This window comes from Streptomonospora mangrovi, from assembly GCF_027604915.1.
Classification (GTDB): domain Bacteria; phylum Actinomycetota; class Actinomycetes; order Streptosporangiales; family Streptosporangiaceae; genus Streptomonospora; species Streptomonospora mangrovi.
The window spans coordinates 78,045-102,411 of record NZ_JAJAQC010000026.1; the positions used below are offsets into that span (position 1 = coordinate 78,045).

Annotated in this window: 37 protein-coding genes; 36 read left to right on the top strand and 1 reads right to left on the bottom strand. The window is 69.3% G+C overall.

Going from position 1 to position 24,367, the window contains the following annotated elements:
* Window positions 1-159: 159 nt before the first annotated feature.
* The 36 genes from rpsL (at window position 160) to truA (ending at window position 23,025) form a co-directional block, all read left to right on the top strand.
* Window positions 160-531 (top strand): 30S ribosomal protein S12, encoded by a 372-nt coding sequence (gene rpsL, locus LG943_RS15895; protein ID WP_017538026.1) that lies wholly within the window; start codon window positions 160-162, stop codon window positions 529-531.
* A gap of 2 nt (window positions 532-533) precedes the next feature.
* Window positions 534-1,004 carry a 30S ribosomal protein S7 gene (gene rpsG, locus LG943_RS15900; protein ID WP_270073068.1) on the top strand — a complete coding sequence of 157 codons (471 nt, stop codon included), beginning with the start codon at window positions 534-536 and terminating at the stop codon, window positions 1,002-1,004.
* 46 nt (window positions 1,005-1,050) lie between these two features.
* Window positions 1,051-3,165, top strand: coding sequence for an elongation factor G (fusA, locus tag LG943_RS15905; RefSeq protein WP_270073069.1), 2,115 nt, complete (start codon window positions 1,051-1,053; stop codon window positions 3,163-3,165).
* Between the two features lie 52 nt (window positions 3,166-3,217).
* Window positions 3,218-4,411 carry an elongation factor Tu gene (gene tuf, locus LG943_RS15910; RefSeq protein WP_270073070.1) on the top strand — a complete coding sequence of 398 codons (1,194 nt, stop codon included), beginning with the start codon at window positions 3,218-3,220 and terminating at the stop codon, window positions 4,409-4,411.
* A 251-nt stretch (window positions 4,412-4,662) separates the two neighbouring features.
* Window positions 4,663-4,971 carry a 30S ribosomal protein S10 gene (gene rpsJ, locus LG943_RS15915; RefSeq protein WP_017621536.1) on the top strand — a complete coding sequence of 103 codons (309 nt, stop codon included), beginning with the start codon at window positions 4,663-4,665 and terminating at the stop codon, window positions 4,969-4,971.
* Between the two features lie 13 nt (window positions 4,972-4,984).
* Entirely contained in the window at window positions 4,985-5,635 is a 651-nt protein-coding gene (gene rplC / locus LG943_RS15920) for a 50S ribosomal protein L3 (protein WP_270073071.1), read from the top strand.
* 2 nt (window positions 5,636-5,637) lie between these two features.
* Window positions 5,638-6,312, top strand: coding sequence for a 50S ribosomal protein L4 (rplD, locus tag LG943_RS15925; RefSeq protein ID WP_179767711.1), 675 nt, complete (start codon window positions 5,638-5,640; stop codon window positions 6,310-6,312).
* Window positions 6,309-6,599, top strand: a complete 291-nt coding sequence (gene rplW, locus LG943_RS15930) for a 50S ribosomal protein L23 (protein WP_270073072.1) — start codon at window positions 6,309-6,311, stop codon at window positions 6,597-6,599. Before rplD ends, rplW begins: the two co-directional genes overlap by 4 nt.
* A 76-nt stretch (window positions 6,600-6,675) precedes the next feature.
* On the top strand, window positions 6,676-7,509 hold the full coding sequence (rplB, locus tag LG943_RS15935) for a 50S ribosomal protein L2 (protein ID WP_179767709.1): 834 nt from the start codon (window positions 6,676-6,678) through the stop codon (window positions 7,507-7,509).
* Window positions 7,510-7,521: 12 nt separating this feature from the next.
* Window positions 7,522-7,800 carry a 30S ribosomal protein S19 gene (rpsS, locus tag LG943_RS15940; protein WP_270073073.1) on the top strand — a complete coding sequence of 93 codons (279 nt, stop codon included), beginning with the start codon at window positions 7,522-7,524 and terminating at the stop codon, window positions 7,798-7,800.
* A 74-nt stretch (window positions 7,801-7,874) separates the two neighbouring features.
* A complete protein-coding gene (gene rplV / locus LG943_RS15945) occupies window positions 7,875-8,258 on the top strand; it encodes a 50S ribosomal protein L22 (protein WP_270073074.1) in 384 nt (127 codons plus the stop codon).
* The gene (gene rpsC, locus LG943_RS15950; RefSeq protein ID WP_270073075.1) at window positions 8,258-9,097 is read left to right on the top strand and encodes a 30S ribosomal protein S3; all 840 of its coding nucleotides are present in this window, start codon (window positions 8,258-8,260) and stop codon (window positions 9,095-9,097) included. The genes rplV and rpsC overlap by 1 nt, the downstream gene beginning before the upstream one ends.
* A 2-nt stretch (window positions 9,098-9,099) precedes the next feature.
* Window positions 9,100-9,516, top strand: coding sequence for a 50S ribosomal protein L16 (gene rplP / locus LG943_RS15955; RefSeq protein WP_270073076.1), 417 nt, complete (start codon window positions 9,100-9,102; stop codon window positions 9,514-9,516).
* Window positions 9,516-9,770, top strand: a complete 255-nt coding sequence (rpmC, locus tag LG943_RS15960; RefSeq protein WP_270073077.1) for a 50S ribosomal protein L29 — start codon at window positions 9,516-9,518, stop codon at window positions 9,768-9,770. The genes rplP and rpmC overlap by 1 nt, the downstream gene beginning before the upstream one ends.
* A complete protein-coding gene (gene rpsQ, locus LG943_RS15965; RefSeq protein WP_179767704.1) occupies window positions 9,767-10,042 on the top strand; it encodes a 30S ribosomal protein S17 in 276 nt (91 codons plus the stop codon). The genes rpmC and rpsQ overlap by 4 nt, the downstream gene beginning before the upstream one ends.
* 101 nt (window positions 10,043-10,143) lie before the next feature.
* On the top strand, window positions 10,144-10,512 hold the full coding sequence (rplN, locus tag LG943_RS15970; protein ID WP_017621547.1) for a 50S ribosomal protein L14: 369 nt from the start codon (window positions 10,144-10,146) through the stop codon (window positions 10,510-10,512).
* A gap of 3 nt (window positions 10,513-10,515) precedes the next feature.
* Complete coding sequence (rplX, locus tag LG943_RS15975) at window positions 10,516-10,821, top strand: 50S ribosomal protein L24 (protein WP_270073078.1); 306 nt, start codon at window positions 10,516-10,518, stop codon at window positions 10,819-10,821.
* Complete coding sequence (gene rplE / locus LG943_RS15980) at window positions 10,821-11,396, top strand: 50S ribosomal protein L5 (protein WP_270073079.1); 576 nt, start codon at window positions 10,821-10,823, stop codon at window positions 11,394-11,396. The genes rplX and rplE overlap by 1 nt, the downstream gene beginning before the upstream one ends.
* 9 nt (window positions 11,397-11,405) lie before the next feature.
* A complete protein-coding gene (locus tag LG943_RS15985) occupies window positions 11,406-11,591 on the top strand; it encodes a type Z 30S ribosomal protein S14 (protein WP_270073080.1) in 186 nt (61 codons plus the stop codon).
* Window positions 11,592-11,899: 308 nt separating this feature from the next.
* Window positions 11,900-12,298 carry a 30S ribosomal protein S8 gene (gene rpsH / locus LG943_RS15990; protein WP_179767700.1) on the top strand — a complete coding sequence of 133 codons (399 nt, stop codon included), beginning with the start codon at window positions 11,900-11,902 and terminating at the stop codon, window positions 12,296-12,298.
* A gap of 16 nt (window positions 12,299-12,314) precedes the next feature.
* Window positions 12,315-12,851 (top strand): 50S ribosomal protein L6, encoded by a 537-nt coding sequence (rplF, locus tag LG943_RS15995; RefSeq protein ID WP_270073081.1) that lies wholly within the window; start codon window positions 12,315-12,317, stop codon window positions 12,849-12,851.
* 2 nt (window positions 12,852-12,853) lie between these two features.
* Window positions 12,854-13,240, top strand: a complete 387-nt coding sequence (rplR, locus tag LG943_RS16000; RefSeq protein WP_270073082.1) for a 50S ribosomal protein L18 — start codon at window positions 12,854-12,856, stop codon at window positions 13,238-13,240.
* A gap of 47 nt (window positions 13,241-13,287) precedes the next feature.
* On the top strand, window positions 13,288-13,890 hold the full coding sequence (rpsE, locus tag LG943_RS16005; RefSeq protein WP_179767698.1) for a 30S ribosomal protein S5: 603 nt from the start codon (window positions 13,288-13,290) through the stop codon (window positions 13,888-13,890).
* A gap of 2 nt (window positions 13,891-13,892) precedes the next feature.
* Window positions 13,893-14,081, top strand: coding sequence for a 50S ribosomal protein L30 (gene rpmD, locus LG943_RS16010; protein ID WP_270073083.1), 189 nt, complete (start codon window positions 13,893-13,895; stop codon window positions 14,079-14,081).
* Window positions 14,078-14,542, top strand: coding sequence for a 50S ribosomal protein L15 (gene rplO / locus LG943_RS16015; protein WP_270073084.1), 465 nt, complete (start codon window positions 14,078-14,080; stop codon window positions 14,540-14,542). Before rpmD ends, rplO begins: the two co-directional genes overlap by 4 nt.
* Before the next feature lie 332 nt (window positions 14,543-14,874).
* Window positions 14,875-16,188 carry a preprotein translocase subunit SecY gene (secY, locus tag LG943_RS16020; RefSeq protein ID WP_270073085.1) on the top strand — a complete coding sequence of 438 codons (1,314 nt, stop codon included), beginning with the start codon at window positions 14,875-14,877 and terminating at the stop codon, window positions 16,186-16,188.
* On the top strand, window positions 16,188-16,838 hold the full coding sequence (locus LG943_RS16025; protein WP_270073086.1) for an adenylate kinase: 651 nt from the start codon (window positions 16,188-16,190) through the stop codon (window positions 16,836-16,838). Before secY ends, LG943_RS16025 begins: the two co-directional genes overlap by 1 nt.
* Window positions 16,838-17,662 (top strand): type I methionyl aminopeptidase, encoded by an 825-nt coding sequence (map, locus tag LG943_RS16030; RefSeq protein WP_270073087.1) that lies wholly within the window; start codon window positions 16,838-16,840, stop codon window positions 17,660-17,662. Before LG943_RS16025 ends, map begins: the two co-directional genes overlap by 1 nt.
* 185 nt (window positions 17,663-17,847) lie before the next feature.
* Window positions 17,848-18,303 carry a DUF1707 domain-containing protein gene (locus LG943_RS16035; protein ID WP_270073088.1) on the top strand — a complete coding sequence of 152 codons (456 nt, stop codon included), beginning with the start codon at window positions 17,848-17,850 and terminating at the stop codon, window positions 18,301-18,303.
* A 299-nt stretch (window positions 18,304-18,602) separates the two neighbouring features.
* A complete protein-coding gene (infA, locus tag LG943_RS16040; RefSeq protein WP_017593374.1) occupies window positions 18,603-18,824 on the top strand; it encodes a translation initiation factor IF-1 in 222 nt (73 codons plus the stop codon).
* 69 nt (window positions 18,825-18,893) lie between these two features.
* A complete protein-coding gene (rpmJ, locus tag LG943_RS16045) occupies window positions 18,894-19,007 on the top strand; it encodes a 50S ribosomal protein L36 (protein WP_017537997.1) in 114 nt (37 codons plus the stop codon).
* 262 nt (window positions 19,008-19,269) lie between these two features.
* Window positions 19,270-19,650, top strand: a complete 381-nt coding sequence (rpsM, locus tag LG943_RS16050) for a 30S ribosomal protein S13 (RefSeq protein ID WP_270073089.1) — start codon at window positions 19,270-19,272, stop codon at window positions 19,648-19,650.
* A gap of 96 nt (window positions 19,651-19,746) precedes the next feature.
* Window positions 19,747-20,151 (top strand): 30S ribosomal protein S11, encoded by a 405-nt coding sequence (gene rpsK / locus LG943_RS16055; RefSeq protein WP_179767690.1) that lies wholly within the window; start codon window positions 19,747-19,749, stop codon window positions 20,149-20,151.
* A gap of 139 nt (window positions 20,152-20,290) precedes the next feature.
* Window positions 20,291-21,310: a DNA-directed RNA polymerase subunit alpha gene (locus LG943_RS16060; protein ID WP_270073090.1), complete on the top strand. Its 1,020-nt coding sequence runs from the start codon at window positions 20,291-20,293 to the stop codon at window positions 21,308-21,310.
* Window positions 21,311-21,414: 104 nt separating this feature from the next.
* Window positions 21,415-21,990 carry a 50S ribosomal protein L17 gene (rplQ, locus tag LG943_RS16065; RefSeq protein ID WP_270073091.1) on the top strand — a complete coding sequence of 192 codons (576 nt, stop codon included), beginning with the start codon at window positions 21,415-21,417 and terminating at the stop codon, window positions 21,988-21,990.
* A 147-nt stretch (window positions 21,991-22,137) separates the two neighbouring features.
* Window positions 22,138-23,025, top strand: coding sequence for a tRNA pseudouridine(38-40) synthase TruA (gene truA, locus LG943_RS16070; RefSeq protein WP_270073092.1), 888 nt, complete (start codon window positions 22,138-22,140; stop codon window positions 23,023-23,025).
* 168 nt (window positions 23,026-23,193) lie between these two features.
* Here truA and LG943_RS16075 read toward each other — a convergent pair.
* The coding region (locus LG943_RS16075; RefSeq protein ID WP_270073093.1) for a flagellar basal body-associated FliL family protein at window positions 23,194-24,367 on the bottom strand (1,174 nt) is incomplete at its 5' end.

The following is a 24,367-nucleotide window of genomic DNA, read 5'->3' on the forward strand; positions in this document are numbered from 1 at the left end:
AATCGACCGCAGGGTCGGGTTTGCTCGTTTCCGCCATGCATCGGGTAGAGCGCGACACGCCCGACTGCGGGGGTAGGGGAGGACGGGAAGCCAAGCAGGTCAAAGCGACACATCGGCTAACAGAACCGGCGTAGGTCACGAGAAAGACACGGAGACGCGGTGCCCACCATCCAGCAGCTAGTCCGCAAGGGCCGACAGGACAAGGTCGCGAAGAACAAGACCCCGGCGCTGAAGGGGAGTCCGCAGCGTCGTGGTGTGTGCACGCGTGTCTACACGACTACGCCCAAGAAGCCGAACTCCGCGCTGCGCAAGGTCGCCCGTGTGAAGCTGAGCAGCGGGATCGAGGTCACGGCCTACATCCCCGGCATCGGCCACAACCTCCAGGAGCACTCCATCGTGCTCGTGCGCGGCGGCCGTGTTAAGGACCTGCCGGGCGTCCGCTACCGGATCGTCCGCGGCTCGCTCGACACCCAGGGTGTGCGCAACCGCAAGCAGGCGCGCAGCCGCTACGGCGCGAAGAAGGAGAAGTAAGAATGCCGCGCAAGGGCCCGGCGCCGAAGCGCCCGCTCATCACGGACCCCGTCTACGGATCCCCGCTCGTCACGGCGCTCATCAACAAGGTGCTGCTGAACGGCAAGCGGTCCAAGGCCCAGGGGATCGTCTACGACGCCCTTGAGGGCGCCCGCGAGAAGACCGGCCAGGACCCCCTCGTGGTGCTCAAGCGTGCGCTGGACAACGTGAAGCCCGCCCTGGAGGTGCGCAGCCGCCGCGTCGGTGGCGCCACCTACCAGGTGCCGGTCGAGGTCCGTTCGTCCCGCAGCACCACCCTCGCTCTTCGCTGGATCGTGAGCTACTCGCGGCAGCGCCGCGAGAAGACCATGACCGAGCGCCTCATGAACGAGCTGGTCGACGCCAGCAACGGCCTGGGCGCCAGCGTCAAGCGTCGCGAGGACACCCACAAGATGGCGGAGTCCAACAAGGCTTTCGCCCACTACCGCTGGTAATCCCCGCGGCAAATCGATACGAGAGACCGAGAGAAGACGAGCCCTCATGGCTACCACTGCTCTTGACCTTGCCAAGGTCCGCAACATCGGGATCATGGCGCACATCGACGCGGGTAAGACCACGACCACCGAGCGCATCCTCTTCTACACCGGCGTGAACTACAAGCTGGGCGAGGTCCATGACGGCGCGGCCACCATGGACTGGATGAAGGAGGAGCAGGAGCGGGGGATCACGATCACCTCCGCGGCGACCACCACCCACTGGGACGACCACACCATCAACATCATCGACACGCCCGGCCACGTCGACTTCACGGTCGAGGTCGAGCGGTCGCTGCGTGTGCTCGACGGTGCGGTCGCGGTGTTCGACGCCAAGGAGGGCGTCGAGCCCCAGTCGGAGCAGGTGTGGCGCCAGGCCGACCGCTACGGTGTCCCGCGGATCTGCTTCGTCAACAAGATGGACAAGATCGGCGCCGAGTTCCAGCGCTGCGTCGACATGTTCACCGACCGCCTCAACACCAACCCGATGCCGATTCAGCTTCCCATCGGCGCTGAGTCGGACTTCAAGGGCGTCATCGACCTGGTCCGCATGAAGGCTCTGGTCTGGAGCGAGGAAGCCGCTCTGGGTGAGATGTACGACACCGTCGACATCCCCGACAGCCACATCGAGGCCGCTCGCGAGGCGCACGACAAGCTGATCGAGACGCTGGCCGAGGCCGACGACGAGATGATGGAGCTCTACCTGGAGGGCGTCGAGCCCACCGTGGAGCAGATCGTCCCCGCCATCCGGCGCGCCACCATCGCCGGCACCGCCATCCCGGTGCTGTGCGGTACCGCGTTCAAGAACAAGGGCATCCAGCCGCTGCTGGACGCGGTCGTCGCCTACCTCCCGGCTCCCGTGGACGTCGAGGCCATCCAGGGCCACGACCCCAAGGACGAGACCGAGCAGACCGTCCTCACCCGCTCCCCAAGCGAGGAGGAGCCGCTGTCGGCCCTGGTCTTCAAGATCATGAGCGACCCCCACCTGGGCAAGCTCACCTACGTGCGCGTCTACTCCGGTGTGCTGGAGGCCGGCACGCAGGTGCTGAACAGCGTGAAGGGCCGCAAGGAGCGCATCGGCAAGATCTACCGCATGCACGCCAACAAGCGCGAGGAGATCGCGCGCGTCGGCGCCGGCGACATCGTCGCCGTCATGGGCCTGAAGGACACCACCACGGGCGAGACCCTGTGCGACTCCGCCAAGCCCATCGTGCTGGAGTCGATGACCTTCCCGGCCCCGGTGATCGAGGTCGCGATCGAGCCGAAGACCAAGAGCGACCAGGAGAAGCTGGGCATCGCGATCCAGCGGCTGGCCGACGAGGACCCGTCCTTCCGCGTCTCCACCGACCAGGAGACCGGCCAGACGGTGATCGCCGGCATGGGCGAGCTGCACCTTGAGGTGCTGGTCAACCGCATGCGCGACGACTTCAAGGTCGAGGCCAACATCGGCCGTCCGCAGGTGGCCTACCGCGAGACCATCCGCAAGAAGGTCGAGAAGGTCGACTACACCCACAAGAAGCAGACCGGTGGCCAGGGCCAGTTCGGCCGGGTCATCATCGACCTCGAGCCGCTCATGGCCGACGGCGACGGCGACAGCGCGGGCTACGAGTTCGTCAACAACATCTCGGGCGGCCGCATCCCGCGGGAGTACATCCCCTCGGTCGACGCGGGCTGCCAGGAGGCCGCCGAGTTCGGTGTCCTCGCGGGGTACCCTCTCGTGGGGATCAAGGTCACCTTGCAGGACGGCGCCTACCACGACGTCGACTCCTCCGAACTCGCCTTCAAGGTCGCCGGCTCCATGGCCTTCAAGGAGGCGGCACGCAAGGCCAAGCCGGTTCTGCTGGAACCGGTCATGGCGGTCGAGGTCACGACGCCCGACGAGTACATGGGCGACGTGATCGGCGACCTGAACAGCCGGCGCGGTCAGATCCAGTCCATGGAGGAGCGCTCCGGGACCCGGGTCGTCAGGGCCCAGGTGCCCCTGTCGGAGATGTTCGGCTACGTGGGTGACCTGCGCAGCCGTACGCAGGGTCGAGCCACGTACACGATGGTGTTCGACTCCTACGCGGAGGTCCCGTCCAACGTCGCAGAAGAGATTGTGGCGAAGGCGCGCGGCGAGTAACCGCGACACGTATCAAGTCAGCTAGCAAACCTGTACGTCTAGGAGAAATCCAGTGGCGAAGGCCAAGTTCGAGCGGACCAAGCCGCACGTAAACATCGGCACCATCGGTCACATCGACCACGGTAAGACCACCCTTACCGCCGCGATCACCAAGGTTCTGCACGACGCGTTCCCGGAGCTGAACCCGTTCACTCCGTTCGAGGACATCGACAACGCTCCTGAGGAGCGCGAGCGCGGTATCACCATCTCCGTCGCCCACGTCGAGTACGAGACCGAGCACCGCCACTACGCGCACGTGGACTGCCCGGGCCACGCCGACTACGTGAAGAACATGATCACGGGTGCGGCCCAGATGGACGGCGCGATCCTGGTCGTGGCCGCCACCGACGGCCCGATGCCGCAGACCAAGGAGCACGTGCTCCTGGCCCGCCAGGTCGGCGTGCCCTACATCGTCGTGGCGCTCAACAAGGCCGACATGGTCGACGACGAGGAGATCTTCGACCTCGTCGAGCTTGAGGTCCGCGAGCTGCTCAGCGAGTACGAGTTCCCCGGCGACGACGTCCCGGTGGTCCGCGTCTCCGCGCTGAAGGCCATGGAGGGCGACGCCGAGTGGGGCAAGACCGTCCTGGACCTGATGAAGGCCGTGGACGAGAACATCCCCGAGCCCGAGCGCGACATCGACAAGCCCTTCCTGATGCCGATCGAGGACGTCTTCTCGATCACCGGCCGCGGCACGGTCGTCACCGGCCGCATCGAGCGCGGTGTCATCAACGTCAACGAGACCGTTGACATCGTGGGCATCAAGGAAGAGAAGCAGACCACCACCGTCACCGGTGTGGAGATGTTCCGCAAGCTGCTCGACCAGGGCCAGGCGGGCGACAACGTCGGCCTGCTCCTGCGCGGCACCAAGCGCGAGGACGTCGAGCGCGGCCAGGTCGTCATCAAGCCGGGCACCACCACCCCGCACACCGAGTTCGAGGCGCAGGTCGTCATCCTGTCCAAGGACGAGGGTGGCCGCCACACGCCCTTCTTCAACAACTACCGGCCGCAGTTCTACTTCCGCACGACCGACGTCACCGGCGTCGTCACGCTGCCGGAGGGCACGGACATGGTCATGCCCGGTGACAACACCGAGATGACCGTCCAGCTCATCCAGCCGGTCGCCATGGAGGAGGGCCTGCGGTTCGCCATCCGCGAGGGTGGCCGTACCGTCGGTGCCGGCCGAGTGACCAAGATCATCAAGTAGCACGAACGTGCGGGGGCGGTCCCCGCGACGCGAGGACCGCCCCCGGGGGCGGCCGGACGCCACACCGACCGGCCGCCCCCGACATGAACGACGTCATCGGGCTCTGTAGCGGTGATGCGCCTCAGGGGACAGCCCTGTCGCAGATTCTCAGGTGAATAGAGCCAGACACGGGCAAGCCCCCGAAGGGTTCGGCGCCGCTCTCACGGGCGCCGCGCCTCTACGGACACTAAGCGAAGGACGAAAAGGCCACCATGGCGGGACAGAAGATCCGCATTCGGCTCAAAGCCTATGACCATGAGGTCATCGACAGCTCGGCTCGCAAGATCGTCGAGACCGTGACGCGTACTGGCGCGAGCGTTGCCGGCCCGGTGCCGTTGCCGACGGAGAAGAACGTTTACTGCGTCATCCGTTCGCCGCACAAGTACAAGGACTCGCGCGAGCACTTCGAGATGCGCACGCACAAGCGGCTGATCGACATCATCGACCCGACGCCGAAGACCGTCGACTCGCTCATGCGGCTCGACCTTCCGGCCGGCGTCGACATCGAGATCAAGCTTTAAGGGACGCACTGACATGGCCACCAAGCAGATCAAGGGAGTTCTGGGCGAGAAGCTCGGCATGACCCAGGTCTTCGACGACGCGGGCAGGATCGTGCCCGTGACTGTCCTGAAGGCCGGTCCGTGCGTCGTGACGCGCGTCCGCACTCCCGATACCGATGGCTACTCCGCCATCCAGCTCGGCTACGGGAAGATCAACCCGCGCAAGGTGAACAAGCCGCTCGGCGACTACCTGCGCAAGCACGATCTGACCCCGCGCCGCCACTACGTCGAGGTCCGCACGACCGACGCCACCGAGTACCAGCTCGGCCAGGAGGTCACCGCCGAGACGTTCGAGGCCGGCCAACTGGTCGACGTCACCGGTAAGAGCAAGGGCAAGGGCTACGCCGGCGTCATGAAGCGCCACGGGTTCCGCGGCCTCAGCGCCACGCACGGCACCCAGCGCAAGCACCGCTCGCCCGGCTCCATCGGCGGCTGCGCCACGCCCGGCCGCGTGTTCAAGGGCCTGCGGATGGCCGGGCGCATGGGCAACGCGCGCACGACCGTCCAGAACCTGACCGTCCACTCCGTGGACGCCGACAAGGGCCTGATCCTGGTCAAGGGCGCCGTGCCCGGCCCCAACGGCGGGCTGGTGCTCGTCCGCACCGCCGTGAAGGGGGACAAGTAACCATGGCCACCACCGTTGAGGTGAAGAGCCCCGAGGGCAAGGCCGGCCGCAGCGTCGAACTGCCGGAGTCGATCTTCGACCAGAAGGTCAACATCCCGCTGATGCACCAGGTCGTCAACGGCCAGCAGGCCGCCGCCCGCCAGGGGACGCACTCCACCAAGACCCGCGGCGAGGTCCGAGGCGGCGGCAAGAAGCCGTACCGCCAGAAGGGCACCGGCCGCGCCCGCCAGGGCTCGACCCGTGCGCCGCAGTTCACCGGCGGCGGCGTCGTCCACGGCCCCAAGCCGCGCGACTACAGCCAGCGCACGCCCAAGAAGATGAAGGCCGCGGCCCTGCGCGGCGCGCTCTCCGACCGCGCCCGCCACAACCGCGTCCACATCATCAGCGAGTTCCTGGGCGAGGACGTCACCAGCCAGCGCACCAAGACCGCGCTGAAGGCGCTGCGCGGCATCACCGAGTCCACCAAGGTGCTCGTGGTCCTGGACCGCGACGACCACCACAACCGGACGGCGCTGCGCAACCTCCCCGAGGTGCACATCCTCGACGCCGACCAGGTGAACACCTACGACGTCCTGCGCGCCGACGACATCGTCTTCACCGAGCGCGGCTACGACGAGTTCGTGGCCCACGCCCAGGGCGGCGCCCGGGCCGCGGAGGCTCAGGAGGAGGACCAGTGAGGATCCCCGACCCTCGGGACATCATCATCGAGCCGGTGATCTCCGAGAAGAGCTACGGGCTCATGGACCAGAACAAGTACACGTTCCTGGTGCAGCCCACGGCCAACAAGACGCAGATCAAGATCGCGGTGGAGAAGATCTTCGACGTGAAGGTCACCAACGTGAACACCGTCAACCGGCAGGGCAAGCGCAAGCGCACCCGGTTCGGCTACGGCAAGCGTCCTGACACCAAGCGCGCGATCGTCAGCCTGCGCGAGGGCGACCGGATCGACATCTTCGGCGTCTAGGACACCGCACCGCCCCCGCGGCGGTGCCCCGCAGGGCTGACCGCCAGAGAAACACGCAAAGGAATGCGCGAAGAAGATGGGCATTCGTAAGTACAAGCCGACCTCACCAGGTCGCCGCGGCTCCAGCGTGGCCGACTTCGTCGAGATCACGCGCTCCCACCCGGAGAAGTCGCTGGTGCGCCCGCTGCACTCCAAGGGCGGCCGCAACGGCCAGGGCCGCATCACCGCCCGCCACCAGGGCGGCGGCCACAAGCGGGCCTACCGGGTGATCGACTTCCGCCGGCACGACAAGGACGGGGTCCCCGCCAAGGTCGCGCACATCGAGTACGACCCGAACCGGACCGCGCGGATCGCGCTGCTGCACTACGTCGACGGCGAGAAGCGCTACATCCTCGCCCCGACCGGCATCCAGCAGGGCCAGCGGATCGAGAACGGCCCCGGCGCCGACATCAAGCCCGGCAACTGCCTCCCGCTGCGCAACATCCCCACGGGTACGTTCGTGCACGCGGTCGAGCTGAAGCCGGGCGGCGGCGCCAAGCTGGGCCGCTCCGCCGGCTCGCAGATCCAACTGCTGGCCAAGGAGGGCAACTACGCCACGCTGCGCATGCCCTCCGGCGAGATGCGCCAGGTGCTCGTCACCTGCCGCGCCACGGTGGGCCAGGTCGGCAACGCCGAGCAGTCCAACATCAACTGGGGCAAGGCCGGCCGCAACCGCTGGCGCGGCAAGCGCCCCTCGGTCCGCGGTGTGGCGATGAACCCGGTCGACCACCCGCTCGGCGGTGGCGAGGGCAAGAGCTCGGGCGGCCGGCACCCGGTCAGCCCGTGGGGCAAGCCCGAGGGGCGGACCCGCAAGCCGAAGAAGGACAGTGACCGGCTCATCGTGCGTCGGCGTAGCAAGAAGAAGCGGTAAGGAGCACGTCCGATGCCACGTAGCCTGAAGAAGGGCCCGTTCGTCGACGACCACCTCATGAAGAAGGTGGAGGACCAGAACGAAAAGGGCACCAAGAACGTCATCAAGACGTGGTCGCGCCGGTCCATGATCGTCCCTGAGATGATCGGCCACACGATCGCCGTCCACAACGGCAAGACGCACATCCCGGTGTTCATCACCGAGGCCATGGTCGGTCACAAGCTCGGCGAGTTCGCTCCCACGCGCACTTTCCGCAGCCACGTCAAGGAAGACCGGCGCAGCCGCCGCTAGCGGTTGCGATGAGGAGTAAAAGCCAATCTCCCCACGGTGAGTGGGGGCTGATTTCCGTGAGCGAGGGAAAAGCGATGGGAACGAGGGCACAGGCACGGTTCGTCCGTGTTACGCCCCGAAAGGCCCGCCGTGTGGTGGACCTTATTCGCGGGTTGCCCGCTGACGAGGCACAGGCGGTGCTCCGGTTCGCGCCCCAAGCGGCGAGCGAGCCGGTGGGCAAGGTGCTCGCGAGCGCCATCGCCAATGCCGAGCACAACGACAAGCTGGACCGCGAGAATCTGGTGGTCGGTGGCGCCTGGGTGGACGAGGGTCCGACCCTGAAGCGCATCCGGCCGCGCGGCTTCGGCCGTGCGTTCCGGGTCACCAAGCGGACGAGCCACATCACCGTGGTCGTTGAGCCGCGCGAGACCGCCTCGTCGTCCAAGTCGTCGTCCAAGACGAAGGAGAGGACCCGATAGTGGGGCAGAAGGTCAACCCGCACGGGTTCCGACTCGGTGTCACCACCGACTACAAGACCCGGTGGTATGCCGACAAGCTGTACAAGGACTACGTCAAGGAAGACGTGGCGATCCGCCGGATGCTGAACCGCGGCATGGAGCGCGCCGGGATCTCCAAGGTCGAGATCGAGCGCACCCGTGAGCGTGTCCGCGTCGACATCCACACCGCCCGGCCGGGCATCGTCATCGGCCGCCGCGGCTCGGAGGCCGACCGCATCCGCGCGGACCTGGAGAAGCTGACCAACAAGAAGCAGGTCCAGCTCAACATCCTTGAGGTCAAGAACCCCGAGATCGACGCCCAGCTCGTCGCTCAGGGTGTGGCCGAGCAGCTGTCCAGCCGAGTCGCGTTCCGGCGGGCCATGCGCAAGGCCATGCAGAGTGCGATGAAGAGCGGTGCCAAGGGCATCCGCATCCAGTGCGGCGGCCGCCTCGGCGGTGCCGAGATGTCCCGGTCGGAGTTCTACCGCGAGGGCCGCGTGCCCCTGCACACGCTCCGCGCCGACATCGACTACGGCTTCTTCGAGGCCCGCACCACCTTCGGCCGCATCGGCGTGAAGGTGTGGATCTACAAGGGCGACGCCCCTGCCACCCGCGCCGAGCGCGAGGCCGCCCAGGCGGCGCAGCGCGCCCCCGGCGGTGCCGGCGGCGGCGGTCAGCGGCGGGAGCGTCCCCAGCGGCGCCGTCGCGGCGGCCAGGCCGGCCCGCAGGGCGGCGGCCAGGGCCAGGCGGCGGAGGCCAGGTCCGGTGCACCGGCCGAGTCGGGCCAGGGTGCCGACAACTCCGGGAACGAGGGGAGCTGACCATGCTGATTCCCCGCAAGGTCAAGCACCGCAAGCAGCACCACCCCAGCCTCAAGGGGCGGGCCAAGGGCGGCACGAAGGTCAACTTCGGTGAGTACGGGATCCAGGCGCTGGACTCCGCCTACGTCACCAACCGGCAGATCGAGGCCGCGCGTATCGCCATGACCCGGCACATCCGGCGTGGCGGCAAGGTCTGGATCAACATCTTCCCCGACCGCCCCATCACCAAGAAGCCGGCCGAGACCCGCATGGGTTCCGGTAAGGGCTCCCCCGAGTGGTGGGTCGCCCCGGTCAAGCCCGGCCGCGTCATGTTCGAGCTGTCGGGCGTGCCGGAGCCGGTCGCAAAGGAAGCCATGCGTCGCGCGATGCACAAGCTTCCCATGAAGTGCAAGTTCGTGAAGCGCGAAGTGGAGGCGTGATGGCCAAGTCCCTGACCGCCCAGGAGCTGCGGACCGAGTCCCTCGAGGACCTGGTCGGCAAGCTCAAGGAGGCGAAGGAGGAGCTGTTCAACCTCCGCTTCCAGGCCGCCACCGGGCAGCTTGACAACCACGGCCGTCTGCGCACCGTGAAGCGCGAGATCGCTCGGATCTACACGGTCATGCGCGAGCACGAGCTGGGGATCATGCCGCTGGCCGGAGAGTCGGCTGAGGAGACGAAGGAAGCAGCCGAATGAGCGAGACCACCCAGGGCTCGGGGCGCAACTACCGCAAGGTGCGCGAAGGTTACGTCGTCAGCGACAAGATGGAGAAGACCGTCGTTGTCGAGGTCGAGGACCGTGTGAAGCACGCGCTTTACGGCAAGGTCCTGCGCCGCACCACCAAGTACAAGGCCCACGACGAGGCGAACTCCTGCGGCGTCGGTGACCGGGTCCGCCTGATGGAGACCCGTCCGATGTCCGCGACCAAGCGCTGGCGCGTCGTGGAGATCCTGGAGAAGGCGAAGTAACCCCTGTGGCGGCCGGTTGGTGGAGATCGGCCGCCCAAGGGGTGTGACCACCTAGCAGCGCGGACCGGGAGTCCGGTCGCGCGCGAATATCAGGAGCAGACGTGATTCAGCAGGAGTCGCGACTCAAGGTCGCCGACAACACGGGGGCCAAGGAGATCCTGACCATCCGTGTCCTCGGTGGCTCGGGTCGGCGCTACGCGGGCATCGGCGACACCATCGTGGCGACGGTGAAGGACGCCCTTCCCGGCGCGGGCGTGAAGAAGGGCGATGTCGTCAAGGCCGTTATCGTGCGCACCTCCAAGGAGCGCCGCCGGCCCGACGGCTCCTACATCCGCTTCGATGAGAACGCCGCCGTGCTCATCAAGGACGGTGGGGACCCCCGCGGCACCCGCATCTTCGGCCCGGTCGGGCGCGAGCTGCGGGACAAGAAGTTCATGCGCATCATCTCGCTAGCGCCGGAGGTGCTCTAGGCGATGAAGATCAAGAAGGACGACGAGGTCGTCGTCATCGCCGGCAAGGACAAGGGTGCCACCGGGAAGGTCATCAAGGCCCTTCCCCGTGAGCAGCGTGTCGTTGTCGAGGGCGTCAACCTCATCAAGAAGCACAAGAGGGCGAATCCGGCGAGCGGCCAGCAGGGCGAGGTCGTCACCAAGGAGGCGCCGATCCACGTGAGCAACGTGGCGATCGTGGAGGACGGCAAGCCGACCCGCGTGGGGTACCGCTTCGACGAAGACGGCACCAAGGTCCGGATCTCCCGCCGTACCGGTAAGGACATCTGATGACGGCCCAGACTGAGACCGCAGCGCCGCCGGTGCCGCGGCTGAAGGAGAAGTACCGCTCCGAGATCGCCGCCGCGATCCGCGAGGAGTTCGGGATCAAGAACGTCATGCAGACCCCCGGTCTTACCAAGATCGTGGTGAACATGGGCGTTGGCGACGCCGCGCGCGACGCCAAGCTGATCCAGGGTGCGGTCTCCGACCTGTCGCTGATCACCGGTCAGAAGCCGCGCATCAACCGCGCCAAGAAGTCCATCGCGCAGTTCAAGCTGCGCGAGGGCCAGCCGATCGGCGCCAGCGTCACGCTGCGCGGCGACCGCATGTGGGAGTTCCTCGACCGGCTGCTGTCGCTCGCGCTGCCGCGCATCCGCGACTTCCGCGGGCTGTCGCCGAAGCAGTTCGACGGCAACGGCAACTACACGTTCGGGCTGACCGAGCAGGTCATGTTCCACGAGATCGACCCCGACAAGGTCGACCGCCAGCGCGGCATGGACATCACGGTCGTCACCTCGGCGACCAACGACGACGAGGGGCGCAGCCTGCTGAAGCGGCTCGGTTTCCCCTTCAAGGAGTCCTAGGGGAGACCTATGGCCAAGAAAGCACTGATCGCCAAGGCGAACCGGAAGCCCAAGTTCGCGGTTCGCGGATATACTCGTTGCTCGCGGTGCGGGCGCCCGCGCGCCGTCTTCCGGAAGTTCGGCCTGTGCCGCATCTGCTTCCGCGAGATGGCCCACCGCGGCGAGCTTCCCGGTATCGCCAAGTCGAGCTGGTAGCCCCTTCGCCTACGCCCACGGGCCGACGAGCGTTGATCGTCGGCCCGGGCGTGCCGCGCGCGGCCGCCTATGGCACGGCCGCCGCCAAAGCGCGGTGGACGGGCACCTCGCGGCGCGTCTTCCCACGCGCCGCACCCCCGCCACAACGAACACACCAAAACCGACAGGGCACCCGCCGGCCTCGCGCCGGAGAGGTGCCCATGACCACGCCGTAGGTCCTAGAGGAACCCGTGCCAGAGGCACGGGAACAGGTCCGCAGGGAGGGACCTGTCCTTGGGGAAACCGCGGTGAGGAAGGGCCTATCGGCCATGACGATGACCGACCCGATCGCAGACATGCTGACGCGTCTGCGTAACGCGAATTCGGCATATCACGACACCGTGACCATGCCGTATTCCAAGATCAAGGCGCACATCGCCGAGATCCTCCAGCAGGAGGGCTTCGTCCAGGGCTGGCGCACCGAGGAGGCCGCCGTCGGCCAGAACCTCGTCGTCGACCTGAAGTACGGGCCCACGCGCGAGCGCTCCATCGCGGGCGTGCGCCGGGTGTCCAAGCCCGGTCTGCGCGTGTACGCGAAGAAGGACAACCTTCCGCGCGTCCTGGGCGGTCTCGGTATCGCCATCATCTCGACGTCCGGCGGTCTGATGACCGACAAGCAGGCCAAAAAGCGCGGCGTGGGCGGCGAAGTCCTCGCCTACGTCTGGTAGAGGGAGGGATTTCGACATGTCGCGTATCGGACGACTCCCGATCGAGGTCCCCAAGGGCGTCGAGGTCACCATCGACGGGCAGGACGTCAGGGTCAAGGGTCCCAAGGGCGAACTGAAGAACACGGTCGCCGAGCCCATCACCGTCGAGCTGGAGGACGGCGTCATCCGCGTCCAGCGGCCCGACGACAAGCCGGACAACCGCTCGCTGCACGGCCTTACCCGCGCCCTGATCGCCAACCAGATCGAGGGTGTTTCCAAGGGCTACAGCAAGACGCTGGAGATCCACGGTGTGGGTTACCGCGTCCAGGCCCGGGGCTCCAACCTGGAGTTCTCGCTCGGCTACAGCCACCCCGTGGTGATCGAGCCGCCGGAGGGCATCACCTTCCGCGTCGAGAAGCCGACCCTGCTGCACGTCGAGGGCATCGACAAGCAGCTCGTGGGTCAGGTCGCCGCGAACATTCGCAACCTGCGCAAGCCCGACCCGTACAAGGGCAAGGGCGTTCGCTACCAGGGCGAGTTCATCCGCCGCAAGGCCGGAAAGGCTGGTAAGTAGTCATGGGTAAGAGCACGACGCTGGTCCGCAGGGGGACGGCCAAGCGCGCGGCCTCCCGTGCGCGCCGCCACCTCCGGGTCCGCAAGAAGGTCTCGGGCACCCCGGAGCGTCCGCGCCTGGTGGTGTTCCGCTCCTCCAAGCACATGGTCGCCCAGATCATCGACGACACCCGCCACCACACGCTGGTGGCGGCCTCCACGCTGGACAGCGACATCCGCGACAGCGAGGGCACCAAGACCGAGAAGTCCCGCAAGGTCGGCGAGCTCCTGGCGGAGCGCGCGAAGGCCGCCGACATCTCGGCGGTCGTCTTCGACCGCGGCGGCTACCAGTACCACGGCCGCGTCGCCGCGCTGGCCGACGGCGCGCGCGCCGGCGGGCTGGAGTTCTAGATGAGCCCGGTCGCAAGCATTTTCACCAACGGGAAGAGGAACCACTGATGGCTGCAGCTCCGCGGCGCGGCGCCGGTGGCGAGCGGCGTGACCGCCGTGACGATCGCCGCGGCGGCGCCGCAGACAAGGGTGTCTCCTACATCGAGAAGGTCGTGACCATCAACCGGGTCGCCAAGGTCGTCAAGGGTGGTCGGCGCTTCAGCTTCACCGCCCTGGTGGTCGTCGGCGACGGCAACGGCATGGTCGGTGTCGGCTACGGGAAGGCCAAAGAGGTCCCCGCCGCCATCGCCAAGGGTGTCGAGGAGGCGAAGAAGAACTTCTTCCGCGTCCCCCGCATCCAGGGCACGATCACCCACCGGGTCCAGGGCGAGGAGGCCGCCGGCGTGGTGCTGCTGCGCCCGGCCGCGCCCGGTACCGGTGTTATCGCCGGCGGTCCGGTGCGCGCCGTGCTGGAGTGCGCCGGCATCCACGACGTGCTGAGCAAGTCGCTGGGGTCCTCCAACCCGCTCAACATCGTGCACGCCACGGTCGCGGCGCTCAAGGACCTCAACCAGCCCGAGGAGATCGCGGCCCGCCGCGGTCTGCCCATCGAGGACGTGGCCCCGGCCGCGATGCTGCGCGCCCGCGCCGAGGCGAAGGCGGGTGCCTGAGCATGGCGAACAAGCTGAAGATCACCCAGGTCCGGTCGAAGATCGGCGGGAAGCAGAAGCAGCGCGACAGCCTGCGGTCGCTGGGACTGCGGAAGATCGGCTCCTCCGTGGTGCGTGAGGACAGCCCCTCGGTCCGCGGGCAGATCAGCGTCGTCGCGCACCTCGTGAGCGTCGAGGAGGTCGACGAATGAGCGACTACACGCCCGACGAGCCGCTGAAGCTGCACCACCTGCGGCCGGCTCCGGGCTCCAACAAGGCCAAGACCCGCAAGGGTCGCGGCGAGGCGTCCAAGGGCAAGACCGCGGGCCGCGGCACCAAGGGCACCAAGGCCCGCTCCACGGTGCCGTTCGGCTTCGAGGGCGGCCAGATGCCCCTGATCCGGCGGATCCCCAAGCTCAAGGGCTTCAGCAACGCCCGGTTCAAGACCACCTACCAGGTGGTGAACCTGGACAAGCTGACGGAGCTGTTCCCCGAGGGCGGCGAGGTCACCGTCGAGTCCCTGGTCGCCAAGGGCGCGGTCCGCAAGAACCAGCCCGTCAAGGTGCTGGGCGAGGGCGAGATCTCGGTTGCCGTCCAGGTCACCGCGGACGCGTTCTCCGCCTCCGCCAAGGAGAAGATCACCGCCGCCGGTGGCAGCGTCACCGAGCGGTAGGGAGTCGGCTCCCTCCGCGCGCGTCCGGGCGCTCGCCGGCCCGCCCTTCGGGTGGGAACCGGCGGGCGCCCCCGCGCGTTGGGCCGGGGGTTGAGGTAGGTTCGGTACCACGCCTGAGGCGCCGTCGCCCGGACACGGTCCGGACACCGCGGGTCACCCGCAGTCACCTCGGGCAACCGCATCCCCCTGCGATTGGCTGTTACAGTGCGATACTGCTTGACCGACGACCCCACAGCGCCGGGGCGGTGCCCCGGGCTGACGATCTACGACGATTCAGGATCGGCCGCGATGTCTGGAACCGGTTCCGCCGCCGAAACCTCGCAGGAGGAGACGTGCTAGGTGCGTTCGTCCGTGCGTTCCGCACGCCTGACCTGCGTAACAAGCTGCTGTTTACGCTGTTCATCCTGACCATCTTCCGGCTGGGCGCGGTCATCCCGGCCCCGGGCATCAACTCGGCGGCCATCAGGGAGCAGCTTGAGGCGGTGCAGGCGCAAGACACCACCGGGGTCTTCACGCTGCTGAACGTCTTCAGCGGCGGCGCGCTGTTCCAGTTGGCGGTGTTCGCGCTGGGCATCATGCCCTACATCACCGCGAGCATCATCATCAACCTGCTGACGGTGGTGATCCCCCGGCTGGAGGCCCTCAAGAAGGAGGGCCAGGCCGGGCAGGGCAAGATCACCCAGTACACGCGCTACCTCACTCTGGCGCTGGCGGTGCTCCAGGCGTCCAGCATCGTGGCCATGGCGCGCACCGGGCAGCTCTTCCAGGGGCAGATCCCGGTCAGCAGCTACATGCCCAACCAGGACCCGCTGACCCTGGTCACCATCGTGGTCGTGATGACCGCCGGCACCGGCGTGATCATGTGGTTCGGCGAGCTGATCACCGAGCGCGGCGTGGGCAACGGCATGTCGCTGCTGATCTTCACCACGGTCGTGGCGGGCTTCCCCTCGGGCATGACCACCATCTTCCAGGAGCAGGAGACCTGGGTCTTCGCCCTGATCTGCGTCGCCGGCCTGGTGCTCATCACCGGCGTGGTGTTCATCGAGCAGGCCCAGCGCCGCATCCCGGTGCAGTACGCCAAGCGCATGGTGGGCAAGCGCATGTACGGCGGCACCTCCACCTACATCCCGCTGAAGGTCAACCAGGCCGGCATCATCCCGGTGATCTTCGCGACATCGCTGCTGTACCTCCCGCAGTTGGCGGTGGGACTGATCGGCCCGGAGTCCGCCAACCCGGTCGTGGAGTTCCTCAACACCTACTTCGTGACCGCCACGCACCCCGTGTACATGGCCACGTTCTTCCTGCTGATCATCGGGTTCGCGTTCTTCTACGTGTCCATCACGTTCAACCCCGCTGAAGTCGCCGACAACATGAAGAAGTACGGTGGGTTCATCCCGGGTATCCGACCCGGGCGTCCGACCGCCGAGTACCTCGACCACGTGTTGACCCGGCTGACGACTCCCGGATCGCTGTACCTGGCGGTGATCGCCCTCCTGCCGATGGTCGCGCTCGGAGCCTCCGGCGCGATGCAGAACTTCCCGTTCGGCGGGACGAGCATCCTGATCATGGTCGGTGTCGGGCTGGACACGGTGAAACAGATCGAGAGCCATCTCCAGCAGCGGAACTACGAAGGTTTCTTGCGATAGTGCGTGCCGTATTGGTGGGTCCTCCGGGTGCCGGTAAAGGCACCCAGGCCCAGATCCTGGCGTCCGAATTGTCCATCCCGAAGGTGTCCACAGGCGACATCTTCCGTGCCAACGTGAGCGGTGGCACCGAACTAGGTAAGCAGGCCAAGGCCTACATGGACCGCGGCGACCTCGTCCCCGACGAGGTCACCAACGCGATGGTCCGCGACCGCCTGGCCCAGGAGGACGCCCAGGGCGGATTCCTGCTCGACGGCTTCCCGCGCAACGTCGCCCAGGCCGAGACCCTCAACAAGATCCTCGACGACCTGGGGGAGCGGCTCGACGCCGTCCTGGAGTTGAAGGTCGACGAGGAGGAGATCGTCAAGCGGCTGTCGGGCCGCCGGTCGTGCCGCGCCTGCAACAACGTGCAGCACGTGGTCTACGACCCGCCGGCGACCGAGGACGTGTGCGACGTCTGCGGGGGCGAGCTGTTCCAGCGCGAGGACGACCGCGAGGAGGTCGTCCGGCACCGCCTGGACGTCTACCACGAGCAGACCGAGCCGCTGGTGTCCTTCTACGCCAACGAGGGCATCCTGGTGACCATCGAGGCCACCGGCTCCGTCGACGAGGTCACCGCGCGCGCCAAGGCGGCCCTGCGGAACGGCTCCTGATGTTCCGCAGATCCGAACCCGGGGTGCAGCTCAAGACCCCCGCCGAGATCGCGAAGATGCGGGCGGCGGGCCGGGTCGTGGCCGACACCCTGGACCGGCTGCGGGCGGCGGTGCGGCCCGGCGTCAGCACGCTGGACCTCGACGCCATCGCCGAGGAATCCATCCGGGGCGCCGGCGCGGTGCCGTCGTTCAAGGGCTACCACGGGTTCACCGGCTCCATCTGCGCGTCGGTGAACGAGGAGGTCGTCCACGGCATCCCGCGCGCCGACAAGGTGCTGGCCGAGGGCGACCTGATCTCCATCGACTGCGGCGCGATCCTCGACGGCTGGCACGGCGACTCCGCCATCACGGTGGCGGTCGGCGAGCCCCGCCCCGAGGACGTCCGGTTGCTGGAGGCGTGCGAGGAGTCCATGTGGCGGGGGATCGCCGAGCTGCGGCCGGGCAACCGGCTGGGTGACATCGGCGCCGCCGTCGACGGCTACCTGCGCTCGCGCGGGCGCTTCGGCAACGTGCAGGAGTACGGCGGCCACGGCATCGGCACCGAGATGCACATGGACCCGCACGTGCTCAACTACGGGCGGCGCGGCAAGGGCATCGAGCTGGTCGAGGGCATGTGCCTGGCCATCGAGCCCATGGCCAACGCCGGCACCCGGCACGTGGTCCAGTTGGAGGACGGCTGGACGGTGGTGACCCGCGACGGCGCCCGCTCGGCGCACTTCGAGCACTCGGTGGCCGTCACGGCCGAGGGCCCGCTGGTGCTGACCGCCCGCGAGGACAACCGCGCGCGCATCGCCGAGCTGGGCTGGCCCGACCCCGGCTTCTAGCCGGCGCCGGCGCCCGGCCGCCGGGTGCGGCGGCGGGGCCGGCGGTGGGGCGGGGGCCCGGTCCCCGCGGGCCGGTGAACCGGTCCGCGGGCGGGCGGAGTGGCCTACGATAGGGGGCGCGGGCGCGGGTCCGCCCCGCGTTCGGACATAGGAGTCTTCTGCCACTCCGGTAAGGAAGGTGCGCGATGTCCGAGTCCTCGCCCGAAGTCCGGGCCTCGGACGCCGACCGCGACCGCGTCGCCAAGCTGCTCCAGGAGCACTTCGCCCAGGGGCGGCTCGACAGCGACGAGTTCAGCACCCGGCTGGAGCGCGCCTACAAGGCCCGCGTCCTGGGCGACCTGGTCCCGCTCACCGAGGACCTCCCCGAGCACGACCTCGCCGACCTCCCGGTCGACCCGCCGGCGCCCGCGCCGCTGGGCGCGGGGGGCGTGCTGCGCGACCCCGCGCTGGCCATCCCGTGGGCGCTGTGGGCGGCGGTCAACGCCCTGTGCTTCATGATCTGGCTGATCCTCTTCGCCACCGGCACGACCGACGGCTACCCCTGGTTCCTGTGGGTCCTGGGGCCGTGGGGGATCGTGCTGGCGTTCATCACCGTGGCTCTCATGGCCACCGACCGGGGGGAGTCGGGCGGGCGCGCCTAGCCGCCGCCTCCGCGCGCGTCCCGCTCGCGCTCACGCGCCCGCCTGGGGCGCCCCCCGCGCCCGCGTCCGGGCGTGTCGGCAGCACACGGGCGAGCGGGTAGACTGGGTTGGCCCACACTCGGGCTGTTGGGTCGGTCTGCCGTCGTTCGCGTCCGTGCGGTCTCCGCGCGTATGCTGTTGCAGTTGACCTGATTTCTCAGTGTTAGCAGTTCACCTGTCTTCAGCAGATCCCGGGCGGCCTGCCCGGGTCATTACGTATGTTCCCCCCGCGCCGCGCGCGGGGTGGTCCGGTGGAGGATATGGCTAAGAAAGACGGCGCCATCGAGATCGAGGGCTCCGTTATCGAGTCCCTACCCAACGCTATGTTCCGAGTGGAGCTCGACAACGGGCACAAGGTCCTTGCCCACATCAGCGGCAAGATGCGGATGCACTACATCCGCATCCTTCCCGACGACCGCGTCGTCGTGGAGCTGAGTCCGTACGACCTCACTCGCGGGCGCATCGTTTACCGCTACAAGTAGTCCGCCGCCGTCGCCGGTCGCGCGCCGGCGGCCACGGGGCCGGACGAGTCCCATGAGTTCGGAGCCACCATGAAGGTCAAGCCGAGCGTCAAGAAGATCTGCGCGAAGTGCCGAGTGATCCGCCGCCACGGCCGGATCATGGTCATCTGCTCGGACCCGCGCCACAAGCAGCGCCAGGGCTAGCAGACCGCACGCCCCTCGCTGCGCACGTTCTTGCACGCTGTGAGTTGAAGTGAGCCGGCGCCCGCGCCGGTGCACGAATATGCCGCACGCCCGTTCGGGCCCGCTGCGGCGGCAAACCGCGAAGATCCTGTCCCGCTTTCCTCGCCGCGGACGACCGCGCGAGGGGAGAACCCCCGGTCGGAGGCCGGGGCCTCGTCGATTGGGCGACGAGAGGGCAATGGGACGGGAACCACCTCCGCAGATATGTGAGGAGTTCGCCCATATGGCACGCATCGCCGGCGTCGACCTCCCCCGCGACAAGCGGGTGGAGATCGCTCTTACCTACGTCTACGGGATCGGCCGCACCCGCGCCGTCGAGACCCTGAAGAACACCGGGGTGAACCCCCAGACCCGCGTCCACGAGCTGAGCGAGGACGAGCTGGTCCGCCTCCGCGACTGGATCGACGGCAACTACCAGGTCGAGGGCGACCTCCGGCGCGAGGTCCAGGCCGACATCCGCCGCAAGATGGAGATCGGCTGCTACCAGGGCATCCGCCACCGCCGCGGGCTCCCGGTGCACGGGCAGCGCACGCAGACCAACGCGCGCACCCGCAAGGGCAAGAAGAAGACCGTGGCCGGCAAGAAGAAGGTCGGCAAGAAGTAGTAGTCCGGTCCGGGCGGGGCGGCCGCTGCCCCTACGCGCACGCCGCCCGCCGCCCGGTTTCCGCCAACGGACCGATGATCTGGGGAGTTTTCAGGTATGCCGCCTAAGGGCCGTCAGGGCGCAGCGCGCAAGGTGCGCCGCAAGGAAAAGAAGAACATCGCCCACGGGCACGCTCACATCAAGAGCACGTTCAACAACACGATCGTGAGCATCACCGACCCCACGGGCGCGGTGATCTCGTGGGCGAGTTCCGGGCAGGTCGGGTTCAAGGGCTCGCGCAAGTCCACCCCGTTCGCCGCGCAGATGGCCGCCGAGGCCGCCGCGCGCCGCGCCCAGGAGCACGGGGTGCGCAAGGTCGACGTCTTCGTGAAGGGCCCGGGCTCGGGCCGCGAGACCGCGATCCGCTCGCTCACCGCCACCGGCCTCGAGGTCGGCTCGATCCAGGACGTCACGCCGGTTCCGCACAACGGCTGCCGTCCGCCGAAGCGCCGCCGGGTCTGACCGGCGCGTCGCCGTTCGCCGCGCCGCCCTCCCCGCTTCGGCGGGGAGGGCGCGGGCGGGTGACACGGGGTCCCGCGGCCGCGGGACCCGTCCAGTGGCCGTCATATAGCGGGCGGCCCGGGGAAAGGAAACACCGACCATGTTGATCGCTCAGCGTCCCACGCTGTCCGAGGAGAGCCTCGGCGAGTTCCGGTCCAAGTTCGTGATCGAACCGCTGGAGCCGGGCTTCGGGTACACCATCGGCAACTCGCTGCGGCGCACGCTGCTGTCCTCCATCCCGGGGGCGGCGGTCACCAGCATCCGCATCGAGGGCGTCGAGCACGAGTTCACCACCGTGCCGGGTGTCAAGGAAGACGTCACCGAGCTCATCCTCAACCTCAAGGGCCTGGTCGTCAGCTCCGAGCACGACGAGCCGGTGCTGATGTACCTGCGCAAGCAGGGTCCTGGGGTGGTCACCGCCGCCGACATCGCGCCGCCGGCGGGCGTAGAGGTGCACAACCCCGACCTCCACATCGCCACCCTCAACGGCAAGGGCAAGCTGGAGATGGAGCTGACGGTCGAGCGCGGCCGCGGCTACGTCTCGGCGACGCAGAACAAGCAGCCGGGGCAGGAGATCGGCCGCATCCCGATCGACTCGATCTACTCGCCGGTGCTGCGTGTCACCTACAAGGTCGAGGCCACGCGTGTGGAGCAGCGCACCGACTTCGACCGGCTCATCGTGGACATCGAGACCAAGCCGAGCATCCGCCCGCGCGACGCCGTCGCCAGTGCGGGTAAGACGCTGGTCGAGCTGTTCGGCCTGGCCCGGGAGCTGAACGTCGACGCCGAGGGCATCGACATGGGTCCGTCCCCGACGGACGCCGCCCTGGCCGCCGACCTCGCGCTGCCGATCGAGGACCTCAACCTCACGGTGCGGTCCTACAACTGCCTCAAGCGCGAGGGCATCCACAGCGTCGGCGAACTGGTGGCCCGCTCCGAGCAGGACCTGCTGGACATCCGCAACTTCGGCGCGAAGTCCATCGAAGAGGTCAAGCAGAAGCTGATCGACATGGGCCTGTCCCTCAAGGACTCCCCGCCCGGGTTCGACCCCAGCAGCGCGGCCGACTCGTACGGCTCCGACGAGGAAGACGACGCCTTCGTCGAGACCGAGCAGTACTAGAAGCTTGCAGACCTCAGAAGGCCGGGAGACCGCCTTCGTCGCCCAAGGCCCTCCGCCGCGGATGAGAAGACGCGGCGGGGGACCGCACCACTAGGAGAACCACCATGCCCACGCCAACGAAGGGGCCCCGTCTGGGTGCCGGGCCGGCACACGAACGGCTCATGCTGGCGAACCTGGCGACCTCGCTGTTCCAGCACGGCCGCATCAAGACCACCGAGGCCAAGGCCAAGCGCCTGCGCCCCTACGCCGAGAAGCTGATCACCCTCGGCAAGCGCGGCGACCTGCACGCCCGCCGCCTGGTGCTGACCAAGATCACCGACAAGGCGGTCGTGCACGAGCTGTTCACTGAGATCGGCCCGCGCTACGAGAACCGGCCCGGCGGCTACACCCGCATCACCAAGATCGGTCCGCGCAAGGGCGACAACGCGCCCATGGCCGTGATCGAGCTGGTCGAGGCCGGTCCGGCCACCCCGCCTGCCGCCACCCGCCGCGCGGCCGAGGAGGAGGGCGAGCAGACCACCGCCGCCACCTCTGAGACCGCCGAGCAGGAGGTCCCGGCCCAGGAGCAGGCCCAGGGGGCCGAGGAGGCCACGGCCGCGGCCGACGACACCGCCGAGGCTCCGGCCGAGGCGCAGGAGTCCACCGACGCCAAGGACGAGGACTCCGGCGAGAAGAAGTAGCGCGCCGCCCGCGCGGCGCGAGGCGCGCGGATGGTGCGGCCGGCCGCTGGGCCGCCGCGCCGGCGCGCGCCCGAGGTGCCCGGTCCCGGTGGGGCCGGGCACCTCGCGTTGGGGGACACATCGGGGCACGGGGCTGCGGAGGCGGGGATGGACGCGGACACGGCGGTGAACGGCGCAGGAGGCGAAGGCGGCGAAGGCGGCGGGGCCGCGCCGGTGCGGCTGCGGCTGGACCTCGCCTACGACGGCACGGACTTCTCCGGCTGGGCCGAGCAGCCGGGGCGCCGCACCGTCCAGGGCGAGCTGGAGGCCGCCCTGGCGCGCGTCCTGCGGCTGGCGGCCCCCCGGCTGACCGTGGCGGGCCGCACCGACGCGGGCGTGCACGCGCGCGGCCAGGTGGCCCACCTGGACGTCCCGGCGGCCGTGTGGGCGGCCGAGGGCGACCGGCTGCTGCGCCGCCTGGCGGGCGTGCTGCCGCCCGACGTGCGGGTGCGGTCGGTGGCGCCCGCGCCGGAGGGCTTCGACGCCCGGTTCTCGCCGCTGTTCCGCCGCTACGCCTACCGCGTCAGCGACGCTCCCGGCGGCGTGGACCCGCTGCGCCGGCGCGACGTGCTGTGGAACCGGCGGCCGCTGGACGTGGACCGCATGAACGAGGCCGCCGCCGCGCTGACGGGCGAGCACGACTTCGCCGCCTACTGCCGCCGGCGCGAGGGCGCCACGACCGTGCGCGAGCTGCTGCGGCTGCACTGGGCGGTGGAGGGCGACCACCTCTACACCGCGACCGTCCAGGCCGACGCGTTCTGCCACAACATGGTGCGGGCGCTGGTGGGTGCGCTGCTGGCGGTGGGCGAGGGCCGCCGGGAGCCGGACTGGCCGGGCCGGGTGCTGGCGGCCGGGGTGCGCGACTCCGGGGTGCACGTGATCCCGCCGCACGGGCTCACCCTGGAGGAGGTCGCATATCCGCCGCCCGAGCAGTTGGCGGCGCGGGCCAGGGCCACCCGCCGCATCCGCACCCTGTCCTCGGCGCCGGAGGTCTGATCCGCGCCGGAGTGGGCGCCCCAGGGCGCCCCGCATACGGCGGCGCCCGCGTGCCCGGGTGCCCCCGCGCACCCGTCCCCGGACACACCCGTGCCCCGGCGCCGATGCGGCGCCGGGGCACGGGTGTGTGCGCGGCGGGCCGCCGCCGAGGGGGCGGCCCGCGCCCGCTCAGCCGCTCTGCTCGCCCAGGGACTCCAGCGGGATCTCCAGGAAGCCCTCGCTGACCTCGGCCATCTGGTCGGCGCGGCTGTCGTTCACCCGGCCGTCGCTGCCCGCCGCCAGTGAGAACAGCAGGTAGGGGCCCCAGCGGGCGCCTGCCCCGTGGCCGCCGGCGATGTCCATGCGCTCGGCTCCGCTGCCCTCCTCGCCCTGGAGACCGGCGAACCACTGGGTGGTTTCGAGGTCCTGGGCGTCCTGGGCGGTCTGGGCCTCGTCGGGGCTGCCCATCGCGGCGATGCCCACCGTGACGGCCGTGGTCTGGTCCTCGTTGACGTAGGTGGCCCGCACGACCTGCTGGCAGTTGTTGTCGGTGAGGACCGCGCCGTAGTCGCCGTGGGCGGCGGTGTCGCACGCGTCGGTGTCGTCGGTGACGCTCAGCGTGTAGGGCTCGCCCGCGACATCGACGGAGTTGGGGAACAGGTCCCCGGTCTCCAGGGTGGCCGGGGTGTCGGGGGCCTCGGCCGCCGGGCCGCCGGAGCCGCCGAGGCCGCCGGTGGCCAGGAAGAACGCGCCGCCGCCGGCGATGAGCAGCAGCACCAGGAATCCGGCGGCCATCAGCAGCGTGCGCGGCAGGCGGGAGCGGCCGCCGTAGTCGTCGTCATCGTCGTCGCCGATGGCCGACAGGTCGATCTCGGCGGTGCTGGGGCCGCTCTTGCGGCGCGGGGGCGCCTCGTCGCGGAACATCGGGCGCCCGCCGAAGTCGTCCTCCACCCGGTTGATGGCCTGGGTGGCGTCCTCGTCGGCGACGGCGCCGATGTGCTGCGTCTGGGCGCCCGCGTCCGCCGGGAACAGGGGCGCCTCCTCCACGTCGGGGGGCGTGGGGGTGCCCGGCGCGACGACGCGGCCCTGGAGCGGCTGGTTGGGGTTGGGCGGCGGCCCCGGGTGCCCGGTCGGCGGGTGGGGCTGGCCGTAGGGGCCGGCGCCCATGCCCTCGGCGCCGCCGGTGGGCGTGCGGGGACCGCCGGGGGCGCCCATGCCGGGTGCGGTGCCGGGCGGCGGCTGGGGCGGCGCCTGCGGCCCGGGTCCGGCCTGGGGGCCGGGCGCGGCGGGCAGGCCCGCCGGCAGCGCGGCCGGGACCGGCCCGCCCGGGTGCGGGCCGTGCGGCGGCACGCCGGCGGGGCCG